Here is a 19399-nt window from a genome sequence, read left to right on the forward strand (position 1 = left end):
CAAAGGCCCCCTAAATCCCCCAATTCTGGGGGACTTTGAAACTCCGGTTCCCCCCAGAATTGGGGGGCGAGGGGGGCCAAATGCAGGGTCTTGAGCTCCATCAAGAGATGTGTATAAGCAGTAGCCCAAGCCTGGGAGAGGGACTTCGAACCGCTGTTCTCCCCTTCTCCCAGCATTGGGAGAAGGGGTTGGGGGATGAGGGCCATGCAGGGTATTTGCAAACCTGACATGCACCCTGATGCAGCTTGCCCTGGCTCACTGCTTTACTGACCCAGGCTTGACGGCAGCTCTGGTTGATCCGCTGATGAACAATATCCGCGCCCATCGGTTCCATGAAAAGTTGGGCTTTCGACGGGTAGAACGACGCCAGCTTGGCGAGGGCGATCGCTTTGTCTATCGTTTGGAGCGAAGCGATTACTGTTCGAAGAAATAGGGTTTCCTTACCCTGATTCAAACCTGTGAAGCCTGTGAGAAAATTAGGCTGATGCAGATAACCGGGCTTAAATCACCTCAAAATTATCCATCATGCCTAGATCTTCGTGCTCCAGCATGTGACAGTGATACATGAACTTTCCTCGGTAGGGGGAAAAGCGGGGGATGACCCGCACCGTTTCCCTCGGTCCCACTCGGACGGTGTCTTTCCAACCAATGTCCCAGGGAGCGGGAGCCTGATTATTGCGAGAGAGCACTTGAAAGTGAGCCAGATGCATGTGGAAGGGGTGGGGGATATCGGCAGAGATTTCCCAAATTTCCGTTGAGCCCAGTCGGGGATAAATGTCGGTGCGGTTGGGGTCAAACTCTTTGCCATTGATTTGAAACCGTTTCCCGGCTCGTCTCAGGATAATGCGACGAGTGACCTCTGCCTGTTCTGGGTCCAGGGTTTCCCAGTCGGGGGCCAGTTGAGCGGGGATGTTGCTGTCGTCGGGTTGCGATCGCACTACATCAAAGCGCATCACCTGTGATGTGGCCCCTTCTCCATCCAGGTTTCTCAACCCTACTTGAGTACCAACCGCGTAATGGGAGAAGTCGATTACGACATCAAAGCGTTCGGCAGGGGCTATCACCAGCTCAGTCTGCGGCACGGGAGCAGGCAGTAACCCCCCATCGCTGCCAATCTGCGTGAATGCAACCTCTGCCGGTGCTGGGTCGAGGGCAAGCTTGTAAATACGGCGATTGGAAGCATTTAAGAACCGGAAGCGATAGCGCGTATTCGACACTTCGAGAAAGGGAAAGGGCGCACCGTTGACTAGAACCGTGTTGCCCTGCACCCCATTGTGATAGCCGTTGGTTAGCCCCGGTTCATGCAGTTCTGGGTCAAGGGAGGGATAAAAGAAGGAGCCATCTTCGTTAAAAATGTGGTCGCTGATCATCAGGGGAATGTCCTGGTCGCCTCTGGGCAGAGGCAATGCCTCCTCAACGGCGTCATGGATCAGGTAAAAGCCCGCCAATCCTTTGTATACCTGTGGCCCCGTGAACATATCTCGATGGTCGTGATACCAGAGGGTGGCGCTGGGCTGCTGATTGGGGTAGGTGTAGTCTTTGAAGCCGTGACCGACGCCGCCGACAGTAGAATGCTCTGCATGAGTTGCCCGTTTAGTTTCGGCGGCGTGAACTGGCAAAATCATGTCAGTCGGGTAGCCGTCGCTCTCGGGGGGTGTTTTGCCCCCATGCAGGTGAACTACTGTGGGCACTGGCAGCTCATTGCGGTGCCTAATTACCACCTGTCGCCCGCTGTTCACAGCAATTGTAGGACCGGGGAAAAGGCCGTCGTAGCCCCAAATCGGGGTGCGGAGTCCCGGCAGAATTTCTATCTCTCCTGCCTTTTGGGTGATTTCGTAGTAGTCCGTGGTGCTGTCGCTGCGGACGGGTTGAAGTACGGGGGGAACTGGCAACGGGACTTGAAAGGGGGTGATGGCGATCGCATCCTTTCGTTTCCGATTGTCTGGTAACGCCAACCGTTTGTTACAGGCTGTGAAAGCCATCGAACCGAGGGGTAATGTGGCGATCGCGCCGCCCGTCAGCCTCAGAAATTTTTTGCGGGTCATGTTCATTCAATTCACCTTTAATACCGCAATTGTCATGGCGTTGAAAACACGGCGGTATGGAAGTTGAAGTTCCTCTACTACCGCACGTCATCAGCGAGAAAATCATTGAAATTCAATCTGATAGCTTATGAACCGTTCAGGCTGCTAGCGACTATCTGCTGAGTACATAACGTTCCGCCAGGTTTTGACTGCGATCGCGGTAGCAGTCCAAAAGAGTAGAAAAGCGCTCATCGGATGAAACGCTGCGCCGAATGAAAGGGCCGAGAGCATGGAAAGTTGAATCGTCCCGACTTGCATAAAAAACAAGAAGACTGCCAACCCAGCCAGACTGCAAATTGTTTTTGGGAATCGTCCCACTAGCGCCGCCGAAAACAAAACTATCGACAGAAACCCAACGATACGGGAGAACTGGACATGTGTTGCCCACCAGGATGGGTCGACAAATACTGACATGCCTACGGTGAAAACCTGAATTAACAAACAGGCTACGAGCAGCCAAGTCCCGATCAGAAAAGGAATCCTGAATGACTTTTTGCCAAATGAAACTGAACCACTTGAGGCAGTGGTTTTGGACATGGATTGAATATTCATCGTCGTCGTTAAGAATTGATGGAGTCAAGCAAGAATCGTCATACTCTATTGAGAAGCAAGCGCGATCGCCTTTTGATTAAATGAAGGATTACGCGTGCCAAAAGCCGTTATGGCTATGCAGCAGTTTGCTGCACCCAATGATTCGATTTTATTTTGCGGCTATCGAGCGGACTTATGGTGTAGTGCTAAAACGTTTATTGCGCGGTGAAGACTTCTCGCAATGCTTGTGCCGGGTATGTCAAATAGATTGTGTCAAAGGTAAAAACTCAAGTTGGAAAGCGATCGCTGAATTCAATCGCGAAGCGGTTGAGAGCGGGTTTCCAGTCGCGAATGGGCATGGTCCACTTTTTGGCAATATTTTGAATTGCCAAGTAGATAACTTTTAGGGCAGATTCATCGGTTGGAAAAGCTCGGTGGTTTTTAATCACCTTTCTAAGAGTCATATTCATCGATTCAATCGCATTGGTCGTATAGATTGCTTTACGAATCTCCGGTGAAAAAGCAAAGAAGGGAATAATCCGCTGCCAATGATGAAGCCAAGACCTGCTAATGGTTGGATATTGCTGGTCCCACTGCTCGGCAAACTCAACTAAGCGCTGCTCTGCTTCAGTCTCAGTGCTGGCCGTGTAAATCAGCTTGAGGTCTGCTGCAACCGCCTTACGGTCTTTGTAGGACACATAGCGGAGTGAATTTCGTACCATGTGAACAATGCACAACTGCACCTGGGTTTGAGCAAAGACCGCTTCAATGGCATCGGGAAAGCCAGTGAGGCCATCACAGCAAGCGATGAAGATGTCTTTGAGACCCCTATTTTGCAGCTCTGTGAGCACTTGAAGCCAAAATTTGGCAGACTCGTTCTGGGTCATCCACATCCCCAAGAGTTCTTTGGTGCCAGACAAGTTAACCCCAAGCGCCAAGTGAATCGCTTTGTTGATCACCCGCCCGTCTTGTCTGACTTTGACCACGATGGCATCAAAATAGACGATGGGATAAACCGGGTCGAGCGCGCGATTTTGCCAAATTTTACGCTCCGTTTCAACCGCATCCGTGACGTTCGAGATCAGCCCGGCTGAGACCTCAACGCCATACAGGTCTTGCAGTTGAGCCTGAATGTCACGGGTACTCATGCCCCTGGCATAGAGGGACAAGATCTTGTCATCAAAGCCCTCGAAGCGGGTCTGCCCCTTCTTGACGATGATGGGTTCAAACTCACTGTTGCGGTCACGGGGAACATTGATTTGAGCTTCTCCAAACTCCCCTTTGATGGTCTTCTTGCTGTGGCCGTTGCGGCGGTTACGAGTTGGCTTGACGTCGCTTTCAGGCTCCGCCTGTTGCTCGTCCAGATGGGTTTTCATTTCCGCATTCAAGCAGCGTTCCACCAAAGCCGCCGTGAGCTGCTTAAGAATCCCTCCATCCCCCAGCAGGTCTTCGGGATTCTGATAGCCTTTAAGCAATTCATCCAGGAGTTCAGGTCGAAAAGTCATAGTACGAGTCTCTTAGGTTCAATAGTTCATTAGATCTCATCTCTGACCTTTGACACAATCTAATTTACAATCCCGCCTCCGGCTTTGCCGGAGGATATTTACTCATTGGTTACCTAGCTTCTATTTCCAAAACTTTTTCAAAAGCTGGCATGTCCAAGAATGCGGTAACTTCAGTCACTTCTTCATCCTCGAAAGTGAAAAACCAGGCATAGCTGTTCCTATACTGTTCTCCATTAATCAAGGTTGTTTCAGCATCAAAATGAATAATAACAACGTCACCATCTTCATAAACTTGCCACTGTGCTGGTCTTAAAGGCTCCTCTACGCGCTCATTAAAAGGCACAATCAGCTCTTCTTCAAAAGGCTCGCGTGTGTAAGTGCCGGCATATGTATTAAAGCCACTAATCGTCCAGCGCATATCCTCGGATAAAAGCTCGAAAGGAGAGCCAGTACCATCTTGCTATTGCTGAAAACTCGCCTCGACAACGGCCTTTTTACTGGGTGCTGGTGTTTCATTGGGAACAGAAGTTTGTCCGACAGCGTTACAGCCTACCGTGAGAATAAGCGCCATAGCAGCTAAAAAATGAAATGGTTTCATTACGACAATGTCCTTTGTGTTGGTGATAACGCTCCTATGCTTTGACCGATTCCCTTCAGAACGCACTGGCCGTCGGTCGGACTATGATTTCATTCACGTCAACATCATCGGGTTGGGATACGGCGTACAGCACCGCTCTCGCGATCGCATCTGGGCTGAGCGAAATTTTGCGAAATTCCTGCAAAGCACCTTTCGCCGACTCGTCTGTAATATCAGAGCCAAGTTCGGTGGCAACGACACCCGGAGAGATCGTAGTGACGCGAATATTTTGCGATTCCTGGCGCAGTTCTTCAGAAATAGCCCAAACCGCATATTTTGTGGCGCAATAGACGGCCCCCGTCGGAACGACTACATGAGCCCCAATCGATGCGGTATTGATGAACTGCCCACCACCTTGAGCTTCCATAATCGGTAGCCCCGCCGCGATACCATTCAACACGCCTCGAATATTCACATTGATCATGTTGTCCCATTCCTCGACTTTCAGGGCATTCATCGGCGACAGGGGCATCACGCCAGCATTGTTAAAGATGACATCAACGCGACCGAATTTGTCTTTGGCAAACTCAACAAATGCTTTCACATTTTCGCGATCGGTGGCATCAACCGCTTTGCATTCTGCTGTCCCACCAGATGCATGAACCTCTTTGACTAACTTCTCTAGCTTGTCTATCCGCCGTGCCCCCAAAACGACTTTTGCACCATTTTGGGCGAGCAGTTTTGCAGTGGCTTCACCAATACCGCTACTGGCTCCAGTAATAACAATCACTTTGTTTTCTACATTCAACATGGTGATTTTTCCTTTTTTTGTGAGGGTGAATTAAAGAAACATGCCGCCAGAGTCTGCAATTCTCTGAGCATTTACCCAGCGGTTATTTTCAGAGAGTAAAGATGCGATCTCACGTCCAAAATCTTTGTTCTCAGAACTCAATTTGTTGATTTGCAATACTCCATCTAGAGTAATGTGAGCCTGATTCAATGGATGAATCACAGAGTTTTCCTGCAAGCCAGAAATGTAGTGGGTCACTGATTATTCCTGCTGAAGAAAGTTCAACAACAGGGGATTGACCTGATCAGCGTGAGTCCAGTTGATGGCGTGCGGCCCGCCAGGGATGACCTCAAGCTGACTGTTTTTAATCAGCTTTGGCAGTCGGGCGGCGGTGGACTCAAGCGGCAAAATGCGATCGGCATCGCCATGAATGATCAGGGTGGGTACATCGATGCGCGGCAGATCGTCACGGAAATCGGTGAGCCAGGACGGGACACAATCCAAAGTCCCCTTAGCAGAAGCCCCGGCTGCCACATTCCAGCTGGCTTGAATGGCATAGTTGCTGATGCGCTCACCCAGCAGCACATCGATATTGAAGAATTCTCTGAAAAAGTCAGAAAAGTAGGCGGGACGATCTTTCACGATCGCGTTCATAATGCGATCGAAAACACTTTGCTCAACCCCTTCAGGATTATCATCAGTCTTCAATAAGAAGGGCGGTACGGGAGCCATCAGCACAGCTTTTTGTACCCGCTCTGAGCCATACTTGCTGAGATAGCGCGTGACTTCACCCGTTCCCATGGAGAAGCCGACCAGCACCGTATTGTGCAAGTCAAGGTTGGTCATTAGCGTGTTCAAGTCGGCGGCAAAAGTATCGTAGTCATAGCCCAACGAGGGTTGGCTGGAAGCACCAAATCCTCGGCGATCGTAGGTAATCACTCGATACCCGGCATTTAGCAGCACTAAGACCTGCTTTTCCCAGGAATGGCCGCTAAGGGGAAATCCATGAATGAGAACAATGGCTTGACCGGCTCCCAGATCTTCGTAGTAGAGATCAATGGCTGCAGAATTTTCTTGGCCAACAGTTACATAAGACATTGTCATCTCCTAATAAATACCGCATTGAATGCAATCTGCTTTGTCTGAAGTGTAGTGAGTTCTGAATCTCAGTTTCTTGCAAATTCTTAGGAGAGTTTGTCAGATTCTTATGGTGTTTCTAGAAGTCCTTGAACACTTGTAGGCATGGGAAGTCAAAAATCGAGCGCGATTGTATTAGGATGTCCCAACCGACCTCTTTCATGGCTACAACTGACTAGCAGCAAAGACTTTTTGGGCAGCGATTTTGCTTCTTAATCTCTGTGGGTCTAATTCCCCGTGGCTTGCCACGTTAGTGGTAGCGCGGGAGTGCGTCCCGAAGGGCAAATTCCGTAATGCCCCGTCCGCTTGCGGCGGGGATAGGAATTTGAGCGCCCCGCGAGATTTACTCAAAAGATAAATCAAAGGTATTGCGGCTTGAAATTTAGGCAGGAGTCAGAATTTCTACCCTGTCCTCAGTCACAGCAATGGTGTGTTCAAACTGAGCAGAAAGTTTTTTGTCCTTCGTAATCACAGTCCAACCATCCGCGAGAAAATTAAGCTCATAAGTCCCTTCGTTTAGCATCGGTTCAACCGTAAACACCATTCCTGGACGCAGCTTCAACCCGCTGCCTCGTTTACCGTAGTGAGGAATTTGCAGTTCTGTATGCATCTGCCTGCCAATGCCATGCCCAACCATATCTCGAACAACTGAAAATCCACTCGCCTCGGCATAGGCTTGAATGGCCGCGCCAATATCACCGATTCTTGCCCCAGGCTTGATTTCAGCAATCCCCCGCATCATCGATTCTCGAGTCGCTTCAACTAATTTGCGGGCGGTTGCGGATACCGAACTCACTAGAAATGTTCTCGATGTGTCGCCGTGGTAGCCTGCCAACCTGAGGGTCACATCGATATTGATAATATCCCCGTCTTTGAGGATTTGCTTTGGGTTCGGAATTCCATGACAAACCACTTCATTAATGCTGGTGCAAATTGACCCTGTGAAAGGGGGATGACCAGGAGGTGCGTAGCCAAGAGTGGCGCTGATTGCACCATGAGCTTTCATCCAATCCGCCGCCTCATCATTTAAAGCTTGTGTGCTCACTCCAGGCTGCACCATTGGCTCAAGATGATTGAGGAGATTTGCAGCAAGCTGTCCAACCCGCCGCATCTTGTCTAATTCTCTAGCTGAAAGCAAGACAAGCCCTGAATTAGTGGGGGGTTGGGCAAGATTTTCGGTGATTGAAAGCAAATTTTGATGGTTCATGGATTAAAGCCTCGTCCTATCATGCTGGGCCATGCTGGCACAGCACAGCCTAGCATGACACGAGACGGGCCATTGTTGGTATCTTAGAAGTAGGTAAAGCACAAGAGAAGCTTAGAAATGGGCGGTAAAACAGATTTAGAGCGAGTGGTTGCTTACATTCCTGCTGAGCGTAAGCAAGAACTGGAGGAATGGGCACAGACAGATGAACGGTCTGTCTCCTGGCTGGTGGCAAAATTAATTGATAAGGCTTTGCAAGAACGCCGACAGCAGTCAAGTACCTCAAAAAGTTTGCTGCACCAGTAAGCAGAAAACCTTTAGCATCTGTAGAAGCATCAACGTCCGTTTCTTTTGTAGATAGAGTATTCAATTCTGAAACTTAGGCTATTTCCGGTGTTCTTCCGCAGGCAATGCATTAATGGATTGCAAGATAGCGCGTGTAATGTCCTCTCTTTTATAGAGGTCGTCTAGTCGGTTTGGCGTATCTATATTGAGAGCGAAGAACACAGGACCGGTTGGCCACTCGACCCACCCTACCCACCAGCCCCAGCGCCCTTCCCAGCCAGTTTTAGCCCGTAGAATCCAATCCTGCTCTGCTTCAACGATCATAATATCCTTGACTAATCGTTGATGCTCAACCCTGAAGGGGAGTTCGTTCTGATACAGCTTTTGTAGAAAATAAATCTGCTCTTGTGCCGAGATTGCTAACGCTCCATCAATCCAATAAGCGCCTTCGCTGGTACTTGGGTCTGCGTTGCCGTAATCAATTTGCGTCAGATTCTCTCTTGCTTGCGCTTCACCAATTTCGGCAGCAAACATTTCGTAAACCCAAACAGCTGAGTTTCGCATCGCTGAGCGCAAAGTTTGATCCTGATTGTGTGGAGCGAAGTCCCTCTCCACTCCATCCCACTCAAAAACTTGGAATTCATCACGAACAACACCCGCATCGAGCGCAAAGAGAGAATGCGGGATCTTAAACGTTGATGCTGGGGAATAAGCTCTATCAGCCCGTTCCTGGTCGTAGACCCACAACTGCTGAGCACCGCCGCGCTGATCTAATACCACAATAGTTCCTTGAGCCTCAACGCGGTCAAAGAAACTGGCCCAATCCGGTCGCTCTTGTCGGTCTAAAATGTTTAGATACCTATCGTCTGAAGCAATGAAATTGCTTATATTGGGTTGCTGTGAAATCTGCGGAATATTTGGTCTATTACTAATCGATAGTTTTGCTGATATAGGTGAAACTAGCAATATTCCTGCGCTACTTGCGACCAAAGAGCTAAACAAAAGGAAACGATGATTCATAATGCTATCTTGTCACGATAAAAAGCCTTCGTTCTACGCACAAGCGTCAGCCCTGGTCAGCGCTGCCGGCGTTGCTGAATTGGGGAATGAATCTGAGGAAGCGACAGGTTGCTGCATCGCCCCCTAAATCCCCCAATTCTGGGGGACTTTGAAGTTGTCCGGTTCCCCCCAGAATTGGGGGGTAAGGGGGGCAAATCATACCGCTGACCAGCAACGCCGCGCTGCCGCTTGTGTGGAACTCATGGAACTATTGCAGTGACGCGGATTTCAATTCGCATTGTTGGTAGCCCAAGCGCTGCGACGCCTACCTGTGTCCAAATTGGGGCATGTATCAAATGTCAAGCTTTTGGCGTGACGCGACAGCTAGATAGGCGAATCCGTCAGTTGAACCGTTGCCGATGAATAACGGAATGAATAATCGATCATAGCTGTCACGACAGCTATGATCGCTGACCAAATGAGGATTAAGCCTGAGATGAAGCGTGAGCGGAGCGCGTCGCGGCCGACCGTTTGCGATAGCTATCGGCCTGCATTTTAACAATCAGAGCATGATGAACCAGCCGGTCGACAGCGGCAACGGTCATCATGGTGTCGGCAAAGACAGCGTCCCACTGACTGAAGGGCTGGTTCGCGGTAATGAGCAGACTACGCCGCTCATAGCGATGAGCAATCAACTCAAAGAGGACAGAAGTTTCGGCTTCTGACTTTTTGACATAGCCGAGATCATCAATCACCAGCAAGTCAAAGCGGTCGAGTTTCTTGAGCAAAGCGGGCAGTTGCAGTTGTAATTTAGCCTGCTGCAACTGCTGAACCAAGGTGGTTGCGGCAAAGAACTTAGCCCGCTTGCCCAGTTCCACAATGGCGCGAGCGATCGCAGTTGCTAGATGGGTTTTACCCACGCCAGAGGGGCCAAAGATCAAACAGTTTTCGGCTCGCTCCAACCAGCGGGTGTCGGTGGTCAGTTGCATCAAAGGAGCCGGATTGAGCTGGGGAAGATGGTCCCACTCAAAGTTGGAAACCGTTTTGGCCGGGGGCAGTTGGGCCTCTTGTAGGGCGCGTTGGAGGCGCAGGCTCCAGCGCCGCTCCACCTCCAATTCGCACAGTGCCAGCAAGAATTGAGCGTAAGACCACTGGTCTTGCATGGCTTGATGTTCGAGGCTTTCCCAATGCTGGAGCATGTGAGAAAGCCGCAGTTGTTTGAGGTGCAGACTCAGGCTCTGGTAAGGACTGATCGGTGGCGTCGGCTCGGAGGAGTTGGTCATAGTCTTGGAGGTTATGTTGTTGCACCTGGATGTTCGGCAGGACGGACTCGCTCAGGAGTTGAAAGTGTTGACGCAGCGCGCTCAGCGTTACTGTGCCAGCGGCTAATTGCGCGTCTAGATACTGAGCCACTGCCGCTTCTCGGTTTTGCGTGGCCGCAATGTAGAGTGCTTCAACCATTAACCGAGCGGCAGAATCGCGGTCAAAAGACGTCTCCAGTTGGTGCCATAGAGAGCGATAGTGGTCATTGGGCAATAAGTCGTGCTGCCATGTGCAGTAGAGGAAGGCGCGGGGTTTGCGCCTGAGACCTTCGATAACATGGCGATAGTTGACGCACCGGGCGCGCCGTTTATCGTTGGCCGTCACGCGCACCCGTGGCAGTTCCACCACCAACTGGCGCTCCAGGTAGCCACAGATGCGGTCATGATACAGATGCAGTTCGAGCTGACGACCAATTAACCGGGAGGGCACCGTGTAGAGGATGCAGCGCACGTCAATGGTGCTGCGCGTGCTCACGCGGGCGGTGAGGACTTCATAATCAGCCACCCGATGATTGGGCAGGGGCTGTAAATGCTTCTGCTCTTCGGCTGAAAGGGTGACAACATAGCTAGATAGCTTGCTGCATCAAGGATAGGGCACGGAGACCCCGCTGAAAATAGAGGCGTTTGTGGGGTTTGAGCGCCATCAACTGAAACGCTTGATTGGCCCACAGTTCCATCCCATACGTCCACCGTTGCCCATAGAGAGCCAAGCTGAACTCACTGTGTCGCAAGGTTTTATCTTGGTGTTTTTGAATACGTCCAGCATAGTGGTCAATGCGGAGTTGCCGCATCCATTGCCCCTGTAGGGTGGCCAAACTGTACGCGATCGCAATGAGTAAGAGCAAGGCTAAAAATCGGGGTTCATTGACCTTGGTGTCCTCTAAGTTGTAGCCCCCAGTCTTACAGTCCTTGAAGAGCTGCTCAATGCCCCAGCGACAGCGATAGATCTCAATGGCCTGCTTCAAATTAGGCAGATTGGTGAGAATATACCAGGGGTCTTTCGGGCCTTTGTTACGATAGCTTCGTTTCCAATAGATCGCCAAATTAAAGGGACCCAACCCATCGCCTTTGTTGGCCAAGATGCCCCGATAGAACTGTCTCATGCCGGGTTGAATGCCCAAGTCTTTCACCACGGTATACTCCTGTTGCACACTCACTTGAAAATGAAGGTCTTTCTTCTGCCGCAAGGCAAACATGATGCCCCTGGAGTCTAGCCATTTAGCTAGTTTTGGACTATGGAACTCTCGGTCTCCAAGCACTAAGACGGGGTAGGATTTCAACAGGGGGAAAACGGCTTTTAGCAGTCGTTTTTGAGTCCGAAGGTCGCTGTTGCCGCTTTGCTTTAAGACCTCCCAATACAGGGGCAGGGCATGGGTGCCCCAGATCAGAGAGACCATGAAGATATTTCGCCCTTTCCACTGAGTGCGGTCAATCGCCAGAATCCAGTAGCCATACTTTTGATGCTTCAGTTGTTTGAGGCGGCGGCGTTGGGATCGATTCAATCCCCGTCCGGTTTGCTCTTGCCGAATCCAGTATTTCACCAGCGGAAACCACAGCAGTTTGACCCTCAGTTGAGGCAAGACTAAAAACCGCTGTAAGTTCCGTTTTCGACTGCCATATTGAATCGGTTGAGGAAAGACACTGGCTAAAACTGACAGTTTGACCTGACGATGGGCCTGTAGCAAACATAACAAGAGCTGCAGGGTCAAATACTGCGGGTCGCTCAGATGAGCTTGGAGGGTGGTTTGGTAGAATGCAGGAAACATATTTGGTTGGGGGAGTCTGCTCAAGGCTCCCTATTTCTTTGCCTCTGTTATTCTCTCAAAGCTTTGTCCACCTTGGTTCTGAACTCGCTTGTCACCCGGTTAGGCTCTTCGGTAAACTTGGCTTGGTGCTGCTGATTGAGCTTATCAACCGAAGCCGCAATGAACGCTTGATAGGCGGCCACATTCTCAAAGTCATGGCTGCCCCGCAGATACAACGCTTGGGTGATGCGGTTTTTCAGATGGCCATGCGGAGACTCAATCGCGCCATTCTCGTGAGCAATCCCTTTGTTATTGCGCGTCGGTTCTAGACGGTAGTGGTGGCACAGGTCATCATACAGGCGAGTCAACGGTTTGCGACCTGTGCCACCGGTATTGCGATAGGCGGCGCTCAGGCTATCGGTGCGATGCTCCTTGGGGGCTCCACCACTGGCAAACAGCGCATTCTGCAACCCTTCCGATAAAGCGATAAAGCTCTCGCCCCCTTGAATCTCTTGGGGTCCATTCCCCGCCGCTCTGCGGCGTAAGATCTAAGAATGAGTGAGTACATCCACAAGAGTCATAACGTAACAGTTTTGCTATACCACTTAGTGTTTCCAGCAAAGTATCGACGGGTTGTGTTTGATGAGCAAGTAGATGCGGTTCTGCGAGAGGTCTGCCTCGAAATCGAGAAACGCTACGAGGTGAAGTTTGTCGAAATTGGAGTGGACAAAGACCATGTCCATTTTCTAGTGCAGTCCGTGCCGACCTATAGTGTGACCAAACTGGTAACGATGCTGAAAAGTTTAACTGCACGAGAAGTCTTCAAACGATGCCCTCAAGTGAAGCAGAAACTTTGGGGAGGCGAGTTTTGGAGTGATGGATATTTTGCGAGTACAGTAGGCCGCCACGGGGATGAAGGAATGATCGCCAAATATGTTCAAGCCCAAGGCAAAGATTACCTCAAATTGCATCGGGATAATCAACTTGCTCTTTTTTGATTCTGATACCCCGTCCGCTTGCGGCGGGGTATTTCATTCCCTACAGTTGGCTGAGCTAGACAATTTCTTTCGGGATGCCTGCGCTCAGCCGGAAGCTGTTAATATTGGCACGATTGACCCGACGGCTGCGGTTATCTATCCGATTATTCTGCCGAATCGACTGGAAGTGATTCTGCAACAGCCAGAAGCAGTTAGTTCTCTAGCAACCAAAGCAAACTCAGAACCACCTGCCGCTCCCCAATTGGTACATGTCAGACAGATGGGGCTATCTGAGCGGGAGCTGTATCAAGTTGCAGAAGCCCTGCGGCGAGATTTGAAGGTGGTGAGTACGCCGACTGGTCGAGTTAAAGAGCAGGCCAAGCAAATTTATGATTGGCTGATTCAGCCACTGGCTACCGAGTTGGAGCAGGGATCTAGCCGAGAACAAAGCGCTGTCAAAACGCTGGTTTTTGTCCTGGATGGCCCGCTGCGGAATTTGCCGATGGCGCTGCTGTATGACGGTGAGCATTATTTAGTTGAACGATATGCGATCGCAGTTACACCGGGTCTTCAGCTCTTAGATCCGCAGCCGCTGGAGCGACAAGAACTGAATGTGCTGCTGGGCGGTACGGTTGATGCTCCGAGCTTTCAAACTTTTGCATTAGGCCCACTGGAAAATGTATCCCAAGAATTATCGGGAATTAAAACAGCAATTCCGAACAGTGAAGTTTTAGAAGATCAGGCGTTCTTAGAACACAATATCCAAGTGCTTATTAACACTGCACCATTTAATGTGATTCATCTTGCGACCCACGGCCAATTTAGCTCTAATCCAGAGCAGACCTTCATCTTAGATGCCCAGCAGCCGATCTCAGCTCAAGAAATTGACGACCTGTTGGCGGTTAATGATCCGGAACGCGCCGTTGAAAATCCAATTGAACTGTTAATTCTCAGCGCCTGTGAAACGGCAGCGGGCGACAGTCGCGCCGCCTTGGGACTGGCGGGAATAGCGATTCGAGCAGGCGCACGCAGCACCCTCGCTACGCTTTGGCAGGTAAATGACCAATCCACGACTGAATTCATGGTGCGTTTTTATCAGGAACTGACCGATCCTCAGGTGACCAAGGCGGAAGCCCTCCGTAATGTGCAGCTCTCGTTCTTGGCAGCTGACCCGACTACGCGTTATGAACGTCCCAATCGCTGGGCACCGTTTATTTTGGTTGGAAACTGGCTGTAGTGCCCTTTACTCAACTGCTTCGACAGTCACTTCTCCAACGAGAGGTTCTTGAGTGAATCTGCCCAGATTGACGGTTTCAGAGTTGTTGAGGAGATCGGCCCAAATCGAGTCTAGCTCTGCGTTTGCCTCGTTAGCTAGCCGTAGGCGAGCGAGTTCAGTCAGCATGTCGTACCAAATGTGATGTTCCCCATAGGCCGCAGCGCGATCCAAGTCACTGGTAGCATTACTTAGATCTTGGCTAAGGGCGTCAGACATGGTGACCCGCTGCATGAATCCATCCAGTTCCGCTGGGACAACTTCTGCCACAATCCGATCGGCAACTGCAGGAGCACAGTTGATGTTGATAAACCAAGAGTAGTTTTGGCCGACTTCCAGTGGGGGAGCCGTCTCGGGCAGGTCAATGCCGACAATGCCGGGAGTCGCAGCCAGAGCAAACTCTCCTCTGTAGACTTCATCTTCGCCAAGCTGAATGGATAAGGTGCCCGATGGGGCTTCTTCTGGCGTGTAAGGTACATAAATCCAAATTGTAGAGCGATCGCTAACTGTCCAGCTTAAGTGCTGCTGCCCGGTCAAACTGGCGAGAGGCGGGAAATCACGCTTGTAGAGGCATCCGCCTCGGCTACCCGTTCCGCCTGAGCTAGCGGGTGTGGTGGTTCCTGGTGGTGGCGCGTAGCGTAGCTGAGTTTGGCTAGCGCTTTCTAAGATGGATGGCGCTGCATCTTGAGCCAAGGCAGGTATACCTGAAGTCAGCAGAATTGAGATCGCACTAGCTCGACCAGAATGAACTAAAATCTTGTTTTGCGGGATTGCCCTCAGCCATGACGGAATCGAGGGAAATAGGGGTAGCGTTGACGGGTTCATAACCTGACTGAATAAGTGATGGAGAGACTGCGGGGACATAAATCTATACTCCAAATAAAAGCATTTAATAGGATTTACGAGTTTGATATGCCATTTTTGTTCTGAGATTAGCCGGATTTAATTGGAAATGCGCGTTTCGCTTTGTGATGGCGGTAAACGTTAATCATGACGCCGCTGAGTATTAGCGCTAGGGCCGCAGGCACAAATGGAATCCAGCCCGCAAAGCAGATGATAACCCAGCAGATACCAGCCAAAATGATGACCATGCCGCCCAGGTAGATGCCGAGCCAGCGCCGCGATCGCAACTGCACGGCAATCAAGCTAGCCGTCAATGCCCAACCCCCAACCCACAGCATCTCAATCGGTTCTGACCAGCTCCACAGCAAGGGGCGATCATCTAAAACAGCGCTGATGATTTGGCTGGTCATATGGGCCTGTATTTCGACTCCGGTCATCCGCTGACTTAATCCCCAGCCGCCGCTATAGGGAGTGGCCCAGTTGTGGTCATTAAAGCTAGGGGCGACGGTGCCAATCATGACAATGCGATCGCGCACTACACTGACATTAAATTGCTCATCTAAAACCTCACTCAGCGTCGCCCGAGGCGCAATCTGCGGTGTTGCCCGATAGTTGAGCATCACCTGCTGTCCGCCATCATCAATGCCATAGTAGCCGCCTGTTTTGGTGGTCAAACGCGGAAACAGCACCTCTCCCAACTGCAAATACTGTTCATGCGGAACGGGATCGATGCCCTCTGCCGCTAAGTAGTGCATGGCTAGCATCCAGTTGAATGAAAACCAATTCTGACAGGGTTCTGGTGCTCCCACCGCCAAAACCTGACGGCGCATCACGTTATCCACATCAAGCTGCACATTGTTGAAGCCCTGCCGCTCCGGCGCAATCTCCGGCGATGATGGTACTCCAACTCCAGCCTCGCCATAGTGACAAATGGCAAACATCCGCTCATCCTCAGCCAGCGCTGATACGAGGTTTGGATAAGCGGGATCGGCAGCTTGTTCTCGATAGATGTCTAAACCAATGGTGCGGGGCTGGCCTTGCTCAAGTTTGGTGAGCAGTTGAGACAGTGCCCGATCAGACAGGGAAACGCCCCGACGCTCTTCGGCTGGCTGGGCCTGCACATCGGCTTCTGTCACTGTCACCAGAAATAAGCGATCATCCATTGTCTCGGCGGGACGCATCCGCATCCCTAGGTCAAACGCCCGCAGTTCCCACCGCTGCATCAGTCCAGTTGCTCTGAGGCCCAGAATCAAGCCAGTCGCTAATGCACCCGCAGCCAGTGCGGTTGGTAAGCGATCGCGCCAGCGCCGCTGCCGCTTGCTCAGAACGCGGTAGGGCGGAATTTGGTAGATTCTGATTGGCTCAGCCAAACCCTTGAGTGGCTGTTCCCCTAAATCGATAATCTCTACAGTTAAGCTGTGATGGACGGCATCATAAACGGGTTGAGACAGGGCAATGCCACCCGCAGGAGATTGTGTTTGCAATCGAGCGGCTAAATTGACTCCAGCCCCCATAACATCTTCCTGACTAAAAAAAACCTCGCCTAAATGAATACCGATGCGGTGCCACAAAATATCACGGGTGGGCAAGTTAATAGCCGTGTCGGCTAGTATCTGCTGTACCGTCAGCGCCCACTGTACGGCAGCTTCGGCTGTTTGAAATGACAGCAGCAAACCATCACCCAGACTTTTTAGTAAGTTACCGCCAAACTGTTGGCAGTGCTGGCGCATCAGGGCAAAATCCCGCTTCACTAACTTGAGGGTATGGCGTTCATCCTCTGCCATTTTGGCAGTAAAGCCTTCCACATCTGTGAAGACAATCGCTGCCGTCAGCGTCGTTACAATGTCAGAGGGTTTATCCATATCAAGTGCTGAAACGTTATGGTTTAAGCTGCGACGCATTAGCGATTTAACATCAGAAACTGTGAGGGTTGGTCACTCAACAAATTAAACTTTTCCAGGTCAAGATAGGTCGCGATTCGCAGCTTTAAGTATCCCAAATTCTATCTCTATAAATCATGAAGCGATGTCAAGTTTTTGTCTTCAATAAACTGTTTCACCATGTTGAAGGAGATGCCGCCAACCTGATTAACGGCTTCGCTGACAGGAGTCGCGTACTCTCCTCGTCACCTCTGCCGGGGAACCTACATCACCCAAGCCGCCACTCGTCTCGCCGTTAGCCGCGAAATACCTAAATCAATCACCGGTACTCGCTGTCGCGGGACAACCGGTTGCTCTTTCTCGGCCTGCACTAGTTGCTTCACATAGCGCGTAACCGTCATGTCGCTCCCCGCATATCCCTGTGGCTCTGGATCACTTGATACAGCCGCTTTACACTACGCTCCCCGCAGCGATAGCGTTCACTCAGGTAGGCTTTTAGAACTCATTTGAGATCTCAAGGGAAGGCAGTAAGGCACTTAAGCATCAGCCTGACAAGACAGAGGTTGTTTTTTGTCGTGGTGGTGTCCAAGGTTCGTTCAAAGTCCTTGACCAGGATTTTACACCGCTCCATCCAGGCATTGGATTGTTCAATCACCCAGCGAGCAACCGCCGGAACAAAACCAGATTTCCCTTGTGCGGCCTTTTCTTGCTTGGAGGGCTTAGTCGACAGTTGAAACCGGATTTTCGTCATGATCTGGGGATAGACCTTCTCTAATTCTGCAATCAGACAGTCGAGGGTCCACTTGATTTTTTTACTTGTTCACGCACACGTTCATGAAGCACTCGCATCAACTCCTCAAACATTCCAGCATTGCGCCACTGTTTGTAGTGCCAATAGACCGTTGAGGAGGGGAGAAAGTCGTTGGGCAGGTCTTCCCAACTGCAGCCATTTTTGAGTTGGTAAAGGATGCCATTGATAATCGCCCGTTTGCTCCAATTGCACGGTCGGATTCGCTTTTTTTCTAAGGTGGCAAAGCCAACGGGACTGTGATCTCAAAAGGCGACATATCGTAATACGGAGGGAAACGAGCTTACGAATTTACTGGTTTTTGATGCTTCTTCCAGTTAGCTTTGCTGCTCTAGTTTTTTATTGCTCAGTTTGCCAATTGCGATCGCAGCTGTTGACCGCGTTGCCCCAATCTGAGTTTTGGCTGAAAACGGCACTCAGGTTTCTCATCGACCCCTTAAGTAAATTTCAAAACACGCTCAGAGGACGTTCAGGTCAGTCTTGGACGATAGGCATCAACGGACAGTTAACCCTTGATTTCCTTCCAGGAGCCCCCACTATGCAACTCACCTATCGTGGCCGCGCTTACTCATCTGCTGCTGCAACTCTCCCCACCATTGTTGCGGAACAAACCGTTGGGATGACCTATCGCGGGATCTCCACGACTACCACGCAATACCAATTCAAAGACACTACGCTTGAAAGCCCCAACTGGCACACCATGCGGTTTATGGGCAAGCACTATGTAGCTCTGGCTCTACACGGGGCCTAATCCCGTCGCTTTTGGGTCAAATTTGTCGTTTACATGGTGAAAAAACACCCATCCGAGGATGGGTGTTTTTTCTTACTCAGTTGACCCGTTGCAATCGCAGTTTTGGAATTCATCACTCCGAGATCGCACTTTTTGGGTGGGAGCTGTAACGATTGAGATCGCAGTCTGCCACTTACACAAACCTTGACTAACGCGATCTCAGTTTCAGGATGTTAAACCGGGTCGCATTCTCCGAAAAATCAACTCCGCGATCTCACCCTTGAATTCCTCTCTGCGATCGCATTTTGGGGACACCAGCCACGCGATCGCAGTTTCAGGATGTTAAGCTTGGTCGCATTCTCTGAAAAAACAACTCCGCGATCGCATTCTCCGATAAAACCAGTGCGATCTCATTGCCCGGATTGATTGAGCGTATAGTCAAATCCGGTTAAGACGGTTTCTGCACCTGTGGTGGGATCGACATAGACGGTTTTTAGTTCCACCAGGCGATTCAGGTCGTCATCGCCATAAGTTACACTGCTGCTAGGCGTGGTGACAGGTATATGATCTTGCTAATCAATAATTCAGCCTTAACCATATATGCCTGAGAAGATGGATGCCCACCAATTCTCTTCTGCGCTGAAGATCGCTGCATCAATTAATAACTTTTCTTCAAGTTTCTCTATCTCATTGGCTATGAATTCATCAT

Annotated in this window: 20 protein-coding genes and 3 pseudogenes; 5 read left to right on the forward strand and 18 right to left on the reverse strand. The window is 50.6% G+C overall.

Annotated features, from left to right (window positions below; translation table 11 throughout):
* The first annotated feature begins 238 nt into the window (after positions 1-238).
* Positions 239-433, forward strand: a complete 195-nt coding sequence (locus tag AC286M_RS05400; RefSeq protein ID WP_488203403.1) for a GNAT family N-acetyltransferase — start codon at positions 239-241, stop codon at positions 431-433.
* A 67-nt stretch (positions 434-500) separates the two neighbouring features.
* Here the strand turns inward: AC286M_RS05400 and AC286M_RS05405 are convergent, their stop codons facing one another.
* From AC286M_RS05405 to map, 8 genes are all read right to left on the reverse strand, one after another.
* Entirely contained in the window at positions 501-2045 is a 1545-nt protein-coding gene (locus AC286M_RS05405; protein ID WP_488203404.1) for a multicopper oxidase family protein, read from the reverse strand.
* Positions 2046-2189: 144 nt separating this feature from the next.
* Positions 2190-2636, reverse strand: a complete 447-nt coding sequence (locus tag AC286M_RS05410; protein WP_488203405.1) for a DUF6220 domain-containing protein — start codon at positions 2634-2636, stop codon at positions 2190-2192.
* 266 nt (positions 2637-2902) lie between these two features.
* Entirely contained in the window at positions 2903-4120 is a 1218-nt protein-coding gene (locus tag AC286M_RS05415) for an IS256 family transposase (RefSeq protein WP_488202914.1), read from the reverse strand.
* A 109-nt stretch (positions 4121-4229) separates the two neighbouring features.
* Positions 4230-4538, reverse strand: coding sequence for a nuclear transport factor 2 family protein (locus tag AC286M_RS05420; protein ID WP_488203406.1), 309 nt, complete (start codon positions 4536-4538; stop codon positions 4230-4232).
* A 235-nt stretch (positions 4539-4773) separates the two neighbouring features.
* Positions 4774-5508 carry an SDR family oxidoreductase gene (locus AC286M_RS05425; RefSeq protein WP_488203407.1) on the reverse strand — a complete coding sequence of 245 codons (735 nt, stop codon included), beginning with the start codon at positions 5506-5508 and terminating at the stop codon, positions 4774-4776.
* 30 nt (positions 5509-5538) lie between these two features.
* Entirely contained in the window at positions 5539-5745 is a 207-nt protein-coding gene (locus tag AC286M_RS05430) for a hypothetical protein (protein WP_488203408.1), read from the reverse strand.
* A gap of 3 nt (positions 5746-5748) precedes the next feature.
* Complete coding sequence (locus AC286M_RS05435) at positions 5749-6585, reverse strand: alpha/beta fold hydrolase (protein ID WP_488203409.1); 837 nt, start codon at positions 6583-6585, stop codon at positions 5749-5751.
* Between the two features lie 421 nt (positions 6586-7006).
* Positions 7007-7831: a type I methionyl aminopeptidase gene (map, locus tag AC286M_RS05440; RefSeq protein WP_488203410.1), complete on the reverse strand. Its 825-nt coding sequence runs from the start codon at positions 7829-7831 to the stop codon at positions 7007-7009.
* A gap of 117 nt (positions 7832-7948) precedes the next feature.
* Here map and AC286M_RS05445 point away from each other — a divergent pair, with 117 nt between their 5' ends.
* Positions 7949-8134 carry a ribbon-helix-helix domain-containing protein gene (locus AC286M_RS05445; RefSeq protein WP_488203411.1) on the forward strand — a complete coding sequence of 62 codons (186 nt, stop codon included), beginning with the start codon at positions 7949-7951 and terminating at the stop codon, positions 8132-8134.
* A gap of 78 nt (positions 8135-8212) precedes the next feature.
* Here the strand turns inward: AC286M_RS05445 and blaOXA are convergent.
* The 5 genes and pseudogenes from blaOXA to AC286M_RS05470 all read right to left on the reverse strand — a co-directional run.
* Positions 8213-8947, reverse strand: a pseudogene (gene blaOXA / locus AC286M_RS05450) (class D beta-lactamase); the annotation flags it as partial.
* Positions 8948-9597: 650 nt separating this feature from the next.
* Positions 9598-10395, reverse strand: coding sequence for an IS21-like element helper ATPase IstB (gene istB, locus AC286M_RS05455; protein ID WP_488203412.1), 798 nt, complete (start codon positions 10393-10395; stop codon positions 9598-9600).
* 379 nt (positions 10396-10774) lie between these two features.
* Positions 10775-10954, reverse strand: a pseudogene (locus AC286M_RS05460) (Mu transposase domain-containing protein); the annotation flags it as partial.
* A 46-nt stretch (positions 10955-11000) separates the two neighbouring features.
* A complete protein-coding gene (locus AC286M_RS05465; RefSeq protein WP_488203413.1) occupies positions 11001-12200 on the reverse strand; it encodes an IS4 family transposase in 1200 nt (399 codons plus the stop codon).
* Positions 12201-12304: 104 nt separating this feature from the next.
* Positions 12305-12694: pseudogene (locus AC286M_RS05470) on the reverse strand (IS21 family transposase); the annotation flags it as partial.
* 39 nt (positions 12695-12733) lie between these two features.
* On the opposite strand from AC286M_RS05470, the gene tnpA reads away from it, so the two are divergent.
* Both tnpA and AC286M_RS05480 read left to right on the forward strand, forming a co-directional pair.
* Positions 12734-13177: an IS200/IS605 family transposase gene (gene tnpA / locus AC286M_RS05475; protein ID WP_488202591.1), complete on the forward strand. Its 444-nt coding sequence runs from the start codon at positions 12734-12736 to the stop codon at positions 13175-13177.
* Complete coding sequence (locus AC286M_RS05480; RefSeq protein WP_488203414.1) at positions 13164-14393, forward strand: CHAT domain-containing protein; 1230 nt, start codon at positions 13164-13166, stop codon at positions 14391-14393. Before tnpA ends, AC286M_RS05480 begins: the two co-directional genes overlap by 14 nt.
* 6 nt (positions 14394-14399) lie before the next feature.
* Here the strand turns inward: AC286M_RS05480 and AC286M_RS05485 are convergent, their stop codons facing one another.
* The 5 genes from AC286M_RS05485 to AC286M_RS05505 all read right to left on the reverse strand — a co-directional run bounded on the left by AC286M_RS05485 (position 14400) and on the right by AC286M_RS05505 (position 18163).
* Complete coding sequence (locus tag AC286M_RS05485) at positions 14400-15293, reverse strand: DUF928 domain-containing protein (protein WP_488203415.1); 894 nt, start codon at positions 15291-15293, stop codon at positions 14400-14402.
* 68 nt (positions 15294-15361) lie between these two features.
* Positions 15362-17134, reverse strand: a complete 1773-nt coding sequence (locus tag AC286M_RS05490) for a CHASE2 domain-containing protein (RefSeq protein ID WP_488203416.1) — start codon at positions 17132-17134, stop codon at positions 15362-15364.
* Positions 17135-17415: 281 nt separating this feature from the next.
* Complete coding sequence (locus AC286M_RS05495; protein ID WP_488203417.1) at positions 17416-17553, reverse strand: hypothetical protein; 138 nt, start codon at positions 17551-17553, stop codon at positions 17416-17418.
* A gap of 113 nt (positions 17554-17666) precedes the next feature.
* Positions 17667-17903, reverse strand: coding sequence for a hypothetical protein (locus tag AC286M_RS05500; RefSeq protein WP_488203418.1), 237 nt, complete (start codon positions 17901-17903; stop codon positions 17667-17669).
* A gap of 32 nt (positions 17904-17935) precedes the next feature.
* Complete coding sequence (locus AC286M_RS05505; protein ID WP_488203612.1) at positions 17936-18163, reverse strand: transposase; 228 nt, start codon at positions 18161-18163, stop codon at positions 17936-17938.
* Positions 18164-18498: 335 nt separating this feature from the next.
* Here AC286M_RS05505 and AC286M_RS05510 point away from each other — a divergent pair, with 335 nt between their 5' ends.
* Positions 18499-18711, forward strand: a complete 213-nt coding sequence (locus AC286M_RS05510; protein WP_488203419.1) for a DUF4278 domain-containing protein — start codon at positions 18499-18501, stop codon at positions 18709-18711.
* Positions 18712-19399: the final 688 nt, after the last annotated feature.

This window comes from Thainema salinarum CENA647 (assembly GCF_057732415.1).